The sequence below is a fragment of the Flavobacterium sp. LHD-85 genome (genome assembly GCF_030929595.1).
Classification (GTDB): Bacteria; Bacteroidota; Bacteroidia; order Flavobacteriales; family Flavobacteriaceae; genus Flavobacterium.
In genome coordinates this window covers 259,029-272,751 of sequence record NZ_JAVFVR010000001.1, presented here as the reverse complement: position 1 = coordinate 272,751, position 13,723 = coordinate 259,029, and the positions used below count along the sequence as shown (strand labels likewise).

At 32.5% G+C, this 13,723-nt stretch carries 14 protein-coding genes; 13 read left to right on the top strand and 1 reads right to left on the bottom strand.

Going from position 1 to position 13,723, the window contains the following annotated elements; all coding sequences use genetic code 11:
- Window positions 1–2 precede the first annotated feature (2 nt).
- The 7 genes from RB618_RS01170 to RB618_RS01140 all read left to right on the top strand — a co-directional run bounded on the left by RB618_RS01170 (window position 3) and on the right by RB618_RS01140 (window position 8,463).
- Window positions 3–1,154, top strand: a complete 1,152-nt coding sequence (locus tag RB618_RS01170; protein WP_308067125.1) for a formimidoylglutamase — start codon at window positions 3–5, stop codon at window positions 1,152–1,154.
- Between the two features lie 262 nt (window positions 1,155–1,416).
- Window positions 1,417–2,811, top strand: a complete 1,395-nt coding sequence (gene gldK, locus RB618_RS01165; RefSeq protein WP_308067124.1) for a gliding motility lipoprotein GldK — start codon at window positions 1,417–1,419, stop codon at window positions 2,809–2,811.
- 55 nt (window positions 2,812–2,866) lie between these two features.
- Entirely contained in the window at window positions 2,867–3,514 is a 648-nt protein-coding gene (gldL, locus tag RB618_RS01160) for a gliding motility protein GldL (protein WP_008467092.1), read from the top strand.
- A 51-nt stretch (window positions 3,515–3,565) separates the two neighbouring features.
- A complete protein-coding gene (gene gldM, locus RB618_RS01155; protein ID WP_308067123.1) occupies window positions 3,566–5,107 on the top strand; it encodes a gliding motility protein GldM in 1,542 nt (513 codons plus the stop codon).
- 44 nt (window positions 5,108–5,151) lie between these two features.
- Window positions 5,152–6,141: a gliding motility protein GldN gene (gene gldN, locus RB618_RS01150; RefSeq protein ID WP_201998341.1), complete on the top strand. Its 990-nt coding sequence runs from the start codon at window positions 5,152–5,154 to the stop codon at window positions 6,139–6,141.
- A 181-nt stretch (window positions 6,142–6,322) separates the two neighbouring features.
- The gene (gldN, locus tag RB618_RS01145; RefSeq protein WP_308067830.1) at window positions 6,323–7,312 is read left to right on the top strand and encodes a gliding motility protein GldN; all 990 of its coding nucleotides are present in this window, start codon (window positions 6,323–6,325) and stop codon (window positions 7,310–7,312) included.
- Window positions 7,313–7,389: 77 nt separating this feature from the next.
- Window positions 7,390–8,463 (top strand): FAD-binding oxidoreductase, encoded by a 1,074-nt coding sequence (locus tag RB618_RS01140; protein WP_308067122.1) that lies wholly within the window; start codon window positions 7,390–7,392, stop codon window positions 8,461–8,463.
- Here RB618_RS01140 and RB618_RS01135 read toward each other — a convergent pair.
- A complete protein-coding gene (locus tag RB618_RS01135; RefSeq protein WP_308067121.1) occupies window positions 8,444–8,827 on the bottom strand; it encodes a DUF983 domain-containing protein in 384 nt (127 codons plus the stop codon). The two genes, RB618_RS01140 and RB618_RS01135, sit on opposite strands and share 20 nt — an antisense overlap.
- Before the next feature lie 474 nt (window positions 8,828–9,301).
- On the opposite strand from RB618_RS01135, the gene RB618_RS01130 reads away from it, so the two are divergent.
- The 6 genes from RB618_RS01130 to RB618_RS01105 all read left to right on the top strand — a co-directional run bounded on the left by RB618_RS01130 (window position 9,302) and on the right by RB618_RS01105 (window position 13,687).
- Entirely contained in the window at window positions 9,302–9,877 is a 576-nt protein-coding gene (locus RB618_RS01130) for a TerD family protein (protein WP_308067120.1), read from the top strand.
- Window positions 9,878–9,943: 66 nt separating this feature from the next.
- Window positions 9,944–10,609: an HAD family hydrolase gene (locus tag RB618_RS01125; RefSeq protein ID WP_308067119.1), complete on the top strand. Its 666-nt coding sequence runs from the start codon at window positions 9,944–9,946 to the stop codon at window positions 10,607–10,609.
- Between the two features lie 2 nt (window positions 10,610–10,611).
- A complete protein-coding gene (locus tag RB618_RS01120; protein WP_308067118.1) occupies window positions 10,612–11,418 on the top strand; it encodes a phosphoribosyltransferase family protein in 807 nt (268 codons plus the stop codon).
- A gap of 3 nt (window positions 11,419–11,421) precedes the next feature.
- Window positions 11,422–11,976, top strand: a complete 555-nt coding sequence (locus RB618_RS01115; RefSeq protein WP_308067117.1) for a TerD family protein — start codon at window positions 11,422–11,424, stop codon at window positions 11,974–11,976.
- Between the two features lie 10 nt (window positions 11,977–11,986).
- On the top strand, window positions 11,987–12,595 hold the full coding sequence (locus tag RB618_RS01110) for a TerD family protein (RefSeq protein WP_308067116.1): 609 nt from the start codon (window positions 11,987–11,989) through the stop codon (window positions 12,593–12,595).
- Between the two features lie 6 nt (window positions 12,596–12,601).
- On the top strand, window positions 12,602–13,687 hold the full coding sequence (locus tag RB618_RS01105) for a toxic anion resistance protein (RefSeq protein WP_308067115.1): 1,086 nt from the start codon (window positions 12,602–12,604) through the stop codon (window positions 13,685–13,687).
- Window positions 13,688–13,723 lie beyond the last annotated feature (36 nt).

The following is a 13,723-nucleotide window of genomic DNA, read 5'->3' as shown; positions in this document are numbered from 1 at the left end:
AAATGGAATTTGATTTTCTAGAACCAGTTAATGACGGAATTGTAAAATTCGTCAGCGCACTGTCTTCACAAGAGCTTGGAAGCAAAGTTGTTTTTCATACCCAAGATCAGTTCCCTGATATTGCGCAGATTAATATTGCTATAATTGGCGTTTTAGAAGACCGTACCAATATTAATATGATTAACGAAGTTAATCTTTCTGCTACGCGTAAAAAGCTTTATAGTATGTTTCCAGGCAATTGGGATGCTTCAATCGCAGATCTAGGAGATATACTTGCGGGCGATGCGATAGAGGATACTTATTATGCATTAAAGAAGGTTACGGCTACATTAATTAAGAATAAAGTCATTCCTATAGTCCTGGGAGGTTCTCAGGATTTGACCTATGCTTTGTATCGTGCTTACGATGATTTGGAGCAGATGGTAAATTTGGTTGCAGTTGATAATAAATTTGATTTTGGTAAGGAAAATGAGTCAGTTTCGGCTAATTCATATCTGACAAAAATTATTATTGATGAGCCAAATAATCTTTTCAATTACTGTAATATAGGATATCAGACTTATTATAATTCACAAGAAGAAATCGATTTGATCCAGAAGTTATTTTTTGATGCTTACCGATTAGGCGAGATTTCTAATAAAATTACTTTGGCTGAGCCTGTTTTTAGAGATGCAGACTTGGTTAGTATAGATTTGAATTCTGTAAAATCTTCTGCTTCAGGTAATATGGTTGTTTTTGAGCCGAACGGATTCAACGGAAAAGAAATTTGCGCTTTGGCTAGATATGCCGGTATTAGCGATAAAGTTTCTTGTTTTGGGGTATTTAATCATAATAGCACATTGGCTGAATCGGTTATTATTGCTCAGATTGTATGGTATTTTATCGAAGGATATCACTATCGTTCAAAAGAATATCCGTTTGGAAGTCGAGCAAACTATTTGAAGTATATAGTTCCGCTAGATGATGAGGAATTGATATTCTATAAAAGTGATAAAACTGATCGCTGGTGGATCGAAATTCCATTTGAATCAAACGGCAGCAATAAATTGAAAAGAAATACGTTATTACCATGTTCTTACGACGAATATTTGTCGGCTTGCAATCAAGAATTGCCAGAAAGATGGTGGAAAGCGCAACGAAAAAATGCTTTATAGATCAAAAAATTAAGTGAATTCTTAAGTTTTTAAAACCTGTTTAAAAAGGTTAAAATAAATTAGTAAGAAAATATTTATATAACATAAAAATTAACGTTTTACATCGATTTTTTGCGACAGTTTATCGATAAAATATTTTTTTTTTATTTTATTTAACATTATTTTTGAACGGTAAAATAAATTCGCAAGTAGTATTGTTTTTTAGATAAATAATAAATACGTTTACGGACTTTTAATAATGAATAGATAATCCCAAATTTATATGAAGAAGTTTATTGCATTTGCAGCAATGTTAACACTAGTAATCGGCTGTGGTAAGTCTGGTGACAAAGGTGAATTAGTCGGTGTTACAGGAGGGAAATGGCATCCTGAGAAGCCTTATGGAATGGCATTAGTTCCGGGTGGATCTTTTATTATGGGTAAATCAGATGCTGATTTAGCTAACGTAGAAGATGCTCCAACTAAAACTGTAACTGTTCGTTCATTTTACATGGATGAAACTGAGATTACAAATAGTGAGTATCGTCAATTTGTGGAGTGGGTAAAAGACTCTACAATGAGAGTTCGTTTAGCAATCTTAGCAGACGAAACAGGGCAAAAAGCTACTGATGGAAAAGGTAAAAAAGCAGGAAGCATTGCTGACTACGCTTTTAATGATTCTGATCCAGAAAAAATGACAGCTTATGATAAATATATGTACGACAACTACTATAGTGTTGGTACAAAAGATGATCCATATGCTGGAAGAAAATTAAACAGAAAAGTTAAGTTAATTAAAGATACAAAAGCATATCCAGATGAGTATTACGCTGAAGTAATGGATTCTATGTATTTGCCAATTGAGGAATCATACAATGGTTTAAGAACAATTGATGTAAATAAATTGAAATTCCGTTATTCTTGGATGGATATTCAAGCTGCTGCAAAAGCAAAAGTTGGAAAAAGAAGTGACTTCGTAAAAACTGAGCAGGTAAATGTTTATCCTGATACTGCAGTTTGGATTAAAGATTTTGCTTATTCATATAATGAGCCAATGCACAATGATTACTTCTGGCACAAGGCTTATGGAGATTATCCAGTAGTGGGTGTAACTTGGAAACAAGCTAAAGCATTCTGTGCTTGGAGAACTTTAAACAAAAACAGCTATATTAAATCTAAGAAAAAAGGGCGTGACCTAGTAAATGCTTTCAGATTACCTACTGAGGCAGAATGGGAGTATGCTGCTAGAGGTGGTCTAGAGTCTGCAACTTACCCATGGGGAGGTCCTTATACTAAGAGTGATAGAGGTTGTTTCTTAGCAAACTTCAAACCAAGTAGAGGAGATTATGCTGCTGACGAAGCTCTTTATACAGTTGAAGCTAAATCATACGATGTAAATGGTTACGGATTATACAACATGGCAGGAAACGTTTCTGAGTGGACGGATTCAGCTTACAATCCAAACGCTTACGAGTATGTATCAACAATGAATCCAAACGTTATCGATGGTAAAAACCAAAGAAAAGTAGTTCGTGGAGGTTCTTGGAAAGACGTTGCTTATTTCCTACAGGTAAGCACTCGTGACCACGAATATGCTGATTCTGCTAGAAGTTACATCGGATTCAGAACTGTGCAAGATTACATGGGTACTCAAGTTACAGGAAACAGAAAAAAGTAATTTATAATTAATTCAATATCCAACAAATCTATTTTAAACCTAAAAAAAAAGTATTATGGCATTATTAAGTAAAAAAGCAATGAATTTCGCTTATGGTATGGGAGCGGCAGTGGTAATCGTTGGAGCGTTATTCAAAATTACTCACTTTGAGATTGGACCATTAACTGGTACAGTTATGCTTTCAGTAGGATTAGTTACTGAGGCTTTAATTTTCGCGCTTTCTGCTTTCGAACCAGTTGAAGAAGAACTAGATTGGACTCTAGTTTACCCAGAATTAGCTAACGGACAAGCTAGAGAGAAAAAGGCTAAAGCTGAAACTCCAACTGATGCTCAAGGATTATTATCTCAAAAATTAGACACATTATTAAAAGAAGCTAAAATTGACGGTGAATTAATGTCAAGTTTAGGAAACAGCATCAAAAACTTCGAATCTGCTGCTAAAGGAATTGCTCCAACTGTAGATTCAATCGCAGGACAAAAGAAATATTCTGAAGAATTATCTGTTGCAGCTGCTCAAATGGAATCATTAAACAGTTTATATAAAGTTCAATTAGAAAGCGCTTCTAGAAATGCTGAAGCTAACAAAGAAATCGCTGAAAACGCTTCTAAATTAAAAGAACAAATGGCATCTATGACTGCAAACATCGCTTCTTTAAACAGCGTTTACGGTGGTATGCTTTCTGCAATGAGTAACAAAGGATAATTAGTTTTTAACTAATATTAAATTTATTAATAAAGAACTAATTAGAAAAAAATGGCAGGAGGAAAATTAACCCCTAGACAGAAGATGATTAACCTGATGTATCTGGTTTTCATCGCGATGTTAGCAATGAACGTATCAAAAGAAGTTATTTCTGCTTTTGGTTTGATGAATGAAAAATTCGAAGGAGCTAATACCACTTCAACTGAAGCTAACGCTGGTTTATTGACAGCTTTAGACCAAAAAGCAGCTGAAGCAAAAGGAGAGTTTGCTATTGCAGCAACTACAGCTCACAAAGTTGAAACAATTACAAAAGATTTTTATGATTATATAGCTACTCTAAAAGCTCAGGCAGTTAAAGGTTTCGAAGTTGATAAAGCAACTGGAAAAATGCCTTATGAGTCAATGGATAGAGGAGATAATATCGACGACTGGTTTACAGGAGACGGTTACACTAAAAAAGGTAACGAAATTATCTCTAAAATCGAAAAATATAAAGCTGATATTAAAGCTGCTTTAGGAACAGACAAAAAATACGCGGCAATTATTGCTGAGGTTGAGAAGAAATTTGATGTTTCTGATGTTAAAAACAAAGAAGGGCTTAAAGAAAAATACTTAGCATATCACTTTAAAGGATTCCCTGCTATCGCATCTGCTGCAAAACTTTCTGCTTGGCAGAATGACGTTAAAAAAGTTGAAGCAGACGTTTACAACAGTGCTTTAGGTAAAGCTGCAGTTGCTGCTGCTTCTTACAGCAACTACCAAGCAATCGTTGTTTTAGATAAAAATGCTTATTTCCAAGGTGAAAAAGTAACTGGTAAAGTTGTTTTAGGTCGTTATGACGAAAACACTACACCAACTTCTTTCCAAGGTCCTGGACAAATTGTTAACGGACAAGCTGTTATCTCTTTAACTGCTGGTGGAGTTGGAGAACAAGATATCAATGGACAATTTACTTTCTTAGAGGATGGAAAAAATATTCCTTTAAAATTCTCTGGTAAATACGTTGTTGTTCCAAGACCAAACGCAGCTACAATTTCTGCAGACAAAATGAACGTAGTATATAGAGGAGTTGTTAACCCAATCTCTGTTTCTTTTGCTGGTGTTGATGCTAATAAAATTGTTGCAAGTGCTCCAGGTTTATCTTCTGCTGGAAAACCAGGAAAATATAACATGAGCCCAGGTCAAGGTACTGAAACTACAATTTCTGTAACTGGTACTTTACCAAATGGTGATAAAGTAACTGATAAGAAAACATTCAGAATTAAAGGTATTCCTGGTCCAACAGGAACAATTAGAGGTGAGATGGGAGTTGTTAAAGGTCCTAAATCTAACTTAGAGATTGCTACTATTGGAGCTAAACTTCTTGATTTTGATTTTGAAGTTGGTTTAGATGTTGTTGGATTCAATATGAAAATTGCTGGACAGCCTACAGTTGTTGTTTCAGGAAACAAAATGAATGCACAATGTAAACAAGTACTTTCAAGAGCAGGTAAAGGAGACCAAGTTACTATTTCTGAAATTAAAACTAAACTTGTTGGAGCTGGTAGCTATTTATTGCCAAGAACTGCTCCTGTAATTTACGAAATACAATAATAAAGTAGTGTAAACTACATTCAATATCTTATAACGATACCACGATGAAAGTAAGAAATTTTTTAATAGCTATTGTTTCTATCGCTGGAGGTTTTGCTTCTAATGCGCAATCAAATTTGCTAAACGCTAAAACTCCTGATCAGATTGGACTTAAAACTCCTGCTCAATTAATATCTGACAATGATAAGCCATTGGCTTATGGTTATGTAGATGATAGAGATATTTTGATGGGAAAAACAACTTGGGAAATCATTGATTTAAATGAAAAAATCAACTTTCCAATGTACTTTCCGGTAGATACAGCTAATATTGGTCCTAACAGACGTTCTCTTTATGACGTTTTAACTAAAGCTATTAAAAGTGGAAAAATAACTGAGGTTTATACTGACAGTTATTTCAACACTAAAAAATCTATGAAAGACATCGAAGGATCATTATCTCGTATTGATACAACAGATGCAGGTAGAGAGTTAATTAACCAATATCCTGATGACTACAAATCACGTGTTGTGAAGAAAAAAGTAGTTTCTGGTAAAGGTAAAAATAAATCAGTTTCTTATGTTGAAGAAACAGTTGGGCCAACAAGAACGGTTCCTGCTGAATATATCTTGAAACAAGATTTAACTGCTGCAGATGTTACTCAGTATAAAATTAAAGGTTACTGGTATTTTGATAAACGTCAAAGTGAGTTGAAGTATCGTTTACTTGGACTTTGTCCAGTAACGCCTGATGTTTATACTATGAATAGTGATGAAAAGGATTATATTGAATTGTTTTGGATTTTCTTCCCAAATGCGAGAGAAGCATTGCACGAAGCAAAAGCTTTCAATGACAACAATTCAGCTCTTCCAATCTCATTTGATCAGATTTTAAATTCTAGACGCTTTAATGCTGTTGTTTACAAAGAAGAAAACCTTTATGGAGACAGAGCAATTAGTGATTATATGAAAGACAACGCACAAAATCAGTTGTTAGAATCTGAAAGAGTGAAAGAAAAAATTCGCAACTTCGAACAAGATATGTGGAACTACTAAGTTGATACATAGTACAATAATTAAAAAACTCTTACTACCTTTGTAGTAAGAGTTTTTTTTATGTCTATAAATTAAAAATACTATCTGGGATAGGATAAGGTGAATTATTTTTTTATTTATGTAAGAAAAATAACAATATTTGTAATAAAATTTCGTTTAATGTCTTGTAAAAATTATCATGATGAAAGTAAGAAATTTATTAGTTGCTATTGTTACTGTTCTTGGAAGCTTGTCTTCTAATGCTCAGTCTAATTTACTTAATGCCAAAACTGCTGATCAGATTGGGGTTAGGACACCAGCCCAAATGATATCGGATAACGATAAGCCGTTAGCATATGGTTATGTTGATGATCGTGATGTTTTGATGGGAAAAATGGTTTGGGAAATTATCGATTTAAATGAAAAAATCAATTTTCCATTGTATTTTCCAGTAGATACTGCCAATATTGGCCCAGATAGGCGCTCACTTTATGATATTTTAACGAAGGGGATTAGAGAAGGCAGAATAACAGAGGTTTATACTGATAGTTATTTCAATACAAAAAAGTCTTTGAAAGATATTCAAGGAGCTTTATCACGTGTTGATACAACAGATGCAGGACGGGAGCTAATCAATCAATATCCTGATGATTATAGAACACGTGTTGTTAAGAAAAAAGTCGTTACAGGTACAGGAAAGAATAAAAAAGTTAACTATGTTGATCAAACTGTTGGACCTACAAGAACAGTTCCAGCCGAGTATATTTTGAAACAAGATCTTACGGCTGCAGACGTGAGTATGTATAAGATTAAAGGTTTTTGGTATTTTGATAAGAGACAAAGTGATTTAAAATATCGTTTGCTTGGAATTTGTCCTATAACTCCTGATGTGTATACTATGAATAGTGATGAGAAAGACTTTATCGAACTGTTTTGGGTCTTCTTTCCAAATGCACGCGAGGTGCTGCATGAAGGAAAAGCTTTCAACGATCAAAATTCAGCGTTACCAATTTCATTTGATCAAATCTTAAATTCGCGACGTTTTAATTCTATAATATATAAAGAGGAAAATGTATATGGTGATCGTGAGATTAAAGATTATATTAGAGACAATGCGCAAAGCCAACTATTGGAATCTGAAAGGGTGAAAGAAAAGATTCGTAATTTTGAAGAAGATATGTGGAATTACTAAGTTCATAAACTCATAATAAGAAAAACTCTTGCTACCTTTGTAGTAAGAGTTTTTTTATTTTATTTATATACTTCACAATGCTTGATTATTTAATTGTCGGATCTGGATTGGCTGGGATTTCTTTTGCCGAAGTTGCCCTTAAGAACAACAAAACTATTTTACTTTTAGACGACAAATCTCAGAATTCTTCTAGAGTTGCCGGTGGTTTGTACAATCCTGTAATCTTAAAGCGTTTTAGTGAAGTTTGGAATGCAAAAGAACAACTTGTATTAATGAATGACTTTTATGATCGGGTAGAGGGCAAATTAAAAGAACGGTTTAATTACAAAATGCCAGTTTTGCGAAAGTTCTTTTCCATCGAAGAACAGAACAATTGGTTTGCAGCTTCAGATAAAATCAATCTAGCTCCTTTTTTGTCGACTAAACTAATTTCAAAAAAATATAATAGCATTGATTCTCCTTATGATTACGGAGAAGTTTTGCATACAGGATATGTGGATACCGCTTTATTGTTAGATGCTTATAGACAATATTTGCTTGAGAATGATTTATTGAGAGAAGAAACTTTTAATTTTAGCGATATAGAATTTTTAGATTCAGGAATTAAGTATAAGGATATCCAAGCTCAAAATATCATTTTTGCCGAAGGTTTTGGAATGCATAAAAATCCCTTTTTTAATTATTTGCCTTTGGATGGAACAAAAGGGGAACTTTTTGTCATCAAGGCACCAGATTTAAGACTTGATGTAATTGTAAATACCAGCGTTTTTATTTTGCCGCTAGGAGATGATTTGTTCAAAGTTGGTGCTACTTACAATTGGTACGACAAAACAGCAGAGCCTACAGAAGAAGGCAAGCAAGAACTTTTAGAACGTATAAAAGAAATTATTACTTGTGATTTTGAAATAGTAAAGCACTTTGCTGGAGTTCGTCCTACTGTTGCAGACAGAAGACCTTTGCTAGGAACTCATGAAAAACATAAATCACTACACATCTTAAACGGATTAGGCACACGAGGTGTAATGCTTGGTCCTGCAATGGCTAAAGCATTATATGATCATATTGAAAATAATGTTCCGCTAGACAGAGAAGCAGACATTAAACGATTTCATAAAAGATATTTGAAAGGCCTTACTTTTGGCCAGCCTTAGGATCATAAGAAACAAACATATTAATGTATAAGTTTCTTGAAAGGCGTAACACAAAAGGAAACAAAATAACTAATGTTAGAATAATTGCAATAAAAGATTGTTCTATAGTTGCGCTAAAAAACACAAAAGAAACAATAAAAGCTGCAATTCCAACCGCAACATTTAATCCATAACTAACATACATAGCGCCATAAAAAAAAGAAGGTTCAATTTGGTATTTGAACCCGCAGTGGCTGCAATGCTCATTCATTTTCAGAACTTTACTTAAATGAAGCGGATTTGTGTCTTCATACATGCTTTCTTTTTGGCATTTTGGACAACTTCCTGTTATTATGCTATTTAGTTTCGATCCTTTTTTTAACATTATTGTACTTGATGTTTTTATTTGATTAATCAAAAAAAGACTTGATTGAATAATTACTTTGTATTGAATAGTATAGAAGAAATTACTTCTGCAAAGATAATGATTTTTGACTCCTTTTGTAATTATTTATTGCGACTACGTGCCAAGCTTGTTACGGTTTGATTGTGTAAAAAAACTTATTTTATTAGAATTTTGTCTTTTTGAGGTCTCTGTCATCACTTTTAATTTATAACCTTGTTAGTTTCTTTTTTGATATGCAGCGAAAAAGAGTTGCCAGTAAAAGAATAATATTTGAAATTATCTTAACATTTAGGTGAGTAAGATTAGCATTAGGAAAGTATTAATTGAATATCAATTTATTCGTTTTATTGTGTTTTTTGATAAATATTTTCCTCTTTTACGGAATCCCGTAAATTTTAGTGATTTTCTTTTTTTATCATTGTGTAGGCTAATTTTTAAAAATAAAATGTCGCAATGGCTATAAATTTACAAAAGGGACAAAAAATAGATATCGGACTATCTAATATTACAGTTGGATTAGGTTGGGATCCAAATGAAGGTACTGGCCATGATTTTGATTTAGATGCTTCTGCAATCATGATTAATGCAAATAGAAAACTTCTAGGAGAAAATTACTTTGTTTTTTATAATAATTTGTCGTCGCCTGATGGTGCATTAGCACATACCGGAGATGATCCTACTGGCGGAAATAGTGATGGTGATGACGATGAAGCTATAAAAGTCGATTTAAGTAAGATCGAACCTACGGTGGAGGAGATTCTTTTTGTAGTAACTATTGAAGATTTTGAAAGAAGAAAACAAAATTTTGGTCAGGTTAGAAATTCATATATCAGAATTGTTAATGATGAAAATGGGCAAGAAATCGCTAAATATGAATTAGGCGAAGATTTCTCTATTGAAACGGGTGTCGAATTTGGAAGATTATATAAACGTAATGGCAACTGGAAGTTTGAAGCTTCAGGAATCGGTTACAGAGCAGATCTAAGCTATTTTCTGGAGAAATATTACTCAGGCGAAATTATAAAATAGAATTTCTTTAATCACAATTGCTAGCGAATTTTTCTAGTTCACAACGCAAGTTTTAAATGTAAAAGTTTGAAAATTAATTATCAAAATTACAGCCATCTTTCTTTTGATTTGTGGCTTACATTAATAAAATCAAATCCAGAATTTAAACAAAAAAGAAACTTATTATTTAAGGAATTTTTTGAAATAGGACACGGAATTGGCAAAGTAAACGAAGTAGTAAGGTATTACGATGTTTTATGTAATAGTATTAACGAAAAAACAGGATCAAACATTGATACTTACGAAATATATTACCTCATTTTATCAGCTTTAGATGTTGATCTTGAAAAGAATGACACAAATCGTTTATTTGAGTTCTATAAACAGACAGAAGAATTGTTTTTGAACTACAAGCCTGTTTTAATTTATCCTGATATACAGAAAGTATTTAAAGAGATTACAAATCAGGATAAATCAATTAGTATTTTGAGCAATACCGCATTTATAAAAGGAAAGGTTTTAAGAAAATTACTAGAGTATTATGATTTAGCAGAATATTTCAAATTTCAAATTTATTCTGATGAAGTAGGGTTCTCAAAGCCAAATAAGGCTATTTTTCAGTTAGTATTCGATGAAGTCAATAAATATAAAAAGATAGATAAAAAGGATGTTTTGCATATAGGAGATAATGGTATTGCAGATTACAATGGGGCAATGCAATTTGGTTTTAATGCACATCTACTAAAAATATAAAAGTGAACAAAAGTTACAGCTTACATAAAATTACTGACCAGGACAGTTGTCCTTTTGAAGAAGCAGAATACAGCAGATTTAAATTTGGAGATAAATTCTATGCAGAGAAATTTGCAGAAGACCTTTTCGATGGATTTGCCGAAGAAAATAGAGACTTACTATTATCTGATAAAGATATTGTTATTCTGCCAAGTCCTTATTTATCTATTCCCACAGCATCAAATTTTCTATGCTACTATTTCAAAAAGGAGCTAAATAGCTTTTTATTTAGGAATGGTAAAAAAGCCTGTATCGAATCTAAAATTTATAGAAATCAGACTTATGTTACTGATTATGGCAACTTAGATTTTGAACAAAGAGTAAAATTGATATCAAATGATACCTATTACATAGATCGCAATTTTGTTGAAGGAAAGCTATGCATTTTTGTAGATGACATTAAAATAACAGGAAGCCACGAACATACAGTGAATAAAATTCTAGACCAATATAATGTTAACGGAGATTTTCTTTTTGTTTACTACGCAGAGCTGACAAACAAAGAAATTCATCCAAAAATTGAAAATCATTATAATTACTTTGCGGTTAAAAATGTAGAAGATATAGTTTCTATTATCAATAGCGACGATTTTCAGTACAATACTAGAATTGTGAAATTTATATTAAGTCTTGATGATAAACAGTTTGCTTATTTAATTTCTAATATTTCCAGAAAAAAAAGCAATGAACTATTTCACCTTGCGATAAGTAATAATTATCATCAGATTTTAGAATACAAAAACAATATTAACGTAATAAAAATAGATTAGATTATGGCTATTAATTTGCAAAAAGGACAAAGAGAAAACATAAATGCACCCAAATTTACAATTGGTTTAGGATGGGATACCAATAACAGCAGCACAGGTTCTAGTTTCGATCTTGATGCTTCGGCTTTTATTGTTGGTGCAAATGGTAAAATATTATCTGATTCTCATTTTATCTTTTACAATAACCTAAAAGCTCCGGACGAGTCTGTTATTCATACAGGAGATAACTTAACAGGTGATGGAGATGGCGATGATGAGCAAATTAAAATAGACTTAACTAAGATTAATAGTGCTGTTAAAGAAATTTGTATTGTTGTTACCATTCATGATGCTGAGGGAAGAAAACAAAATTTTGGACAAGTTCGTAATTCGTTCATTCGTATTGTTGACGACTCTAACAATGCTGAAATGGTTAAGTACGAATTAGAAGAAGATTTCTCGATTGAAACTGCTGTTGAATTCGGAAGAATTTACGACAAAGACGGTCAATGGAAATTTGAAGCGATGGGTGTTGGAATGAAAGGCGGATTAGAAGATTATTTAAATAAATATAACTAAGATAGTAAAGATGGCAATTAATTTAGAAAAAGGACAACGTATTAATCTTGAAAAAAGTAACGGTTCAAAATTAGTAAATATTTGTGTAGGTGTAAATTGGGGAGCAATTGAGAAAAAAGGATTCTTCGGCACAAAAAAAGAAGCAGTAGATTTAGATGCTAGCTGTGCAGTTTATGATGATAAAAAAAATCATATTGATTCTGTAAATTTTAGAAATTTAATCTCTAGTGACCGTGCAATCAAACACAGCGGAGATGATTTAACTGGAGATTTAAGCGGTGACGACGGTCTGGATAACGAAGTAATTACTTTAGATTTTTCTCAGTTAACGCCTTCGGCAAGTCATGTTGCATTTTTTATAAATAGTTTTAGAGGTCAGGATTTTAAAGATATTCCTTTTGCTTCTATCAGAATATATGAAGGAACTCCAACGCGTGTAAGTCAGGAATTCGCACGTTATGATGTTGCAAACGATGCTTCTTTTGCGGGTAATGTATCTATGGTTTTAGGAGTTTTTTATAAAAGAAACGACGATTGGAAGTTTAGCGCAGTTGGTGTGCCAACAAACGATAAAAAACTAGAACAAACAATTGTTACAATTCAAGAGAATTATCTATAAAAATTTATGGAAAATCAATTAGTTACTCAAGAGAATACTGCTTTGATTGATAAAGACGGAAATGTAAATTTAACTTCAATTACCGAAGCAGAAGTAAATAGTTATAAGAGTATTTCGAACCAATTGAATGAGAATGATGTCAATTCAATTCTTAATTATGGTGCTGATATTCAAAATTCTATAGCTAAACAAAGTGATACTTTTTTAACAAATGTAAGAACTTACAATTCAGGAGAAGTTGGAACTCTGATTAATGATTTATTGACAGAACTAAATTATGTAGATGTTGATCAGTTAGAACAAAGTCCATTTAAAAGATTTCTATCAAAAATTCCATTACTTAACAAACTGATTACTGATGTAAAAAAGTTATTCCAGGAATATGACAGAATTACTGTAAATATTGAAAAAATCAGTAATAAAGTGAAAGCAGGAATGATCAATTCTGTGAAAGACAACAGTGCGCTTCAAACAATGTTTGACGGTAATGTGAATCTTATCAAAGAAATGGAAAAACATATTATTGCAGGACAAATTCGTTTTAAAGAACTAAACGAAGAACTGGCAGTAATGGAAGGAAACAGTGCACAATATCAGGATTATCAGATTTCTGACAAAAGAACTTTCATAAATCGATTAGACAAGCGTCTTGCCGATATGAAAATTGTACGTTTTATTTTGTTGCAATCTTTGGCGCAAATTCGAGTAGTTCAAAACAACAATACTTCAATTGCAGAGAAAGCACAGTCAATTTTGACTACAACATTGCCGGTTTGGAAAAATCAATTAACACTGGCGGTTGCTTTACAAAGACAAAAACAGAATATTGAAGTACAGAGAAGAGTGTCAGAAACTACAAATACTATTTTACAGAAAAATGCAGAAATGCTAAAACAAAATAGTATCGAAGTGGCTAAAGAAAATGAAAACACAATCGTTTCTCTTGAAACTCTAAAAATGACAACAAAATCTTTAATTGATACTCTGACAGAAGTGAAACAAATTCACGAGCAAGGTACAGAAACCAGAAGACAGCTTGATGCAGGTTTACAAAGCCTTGAGCAAGAATTGAAAAAAGGCGTTGTTAGCTAGACTATTGAGAGAATAAATTTTTTTTGAAACAACATA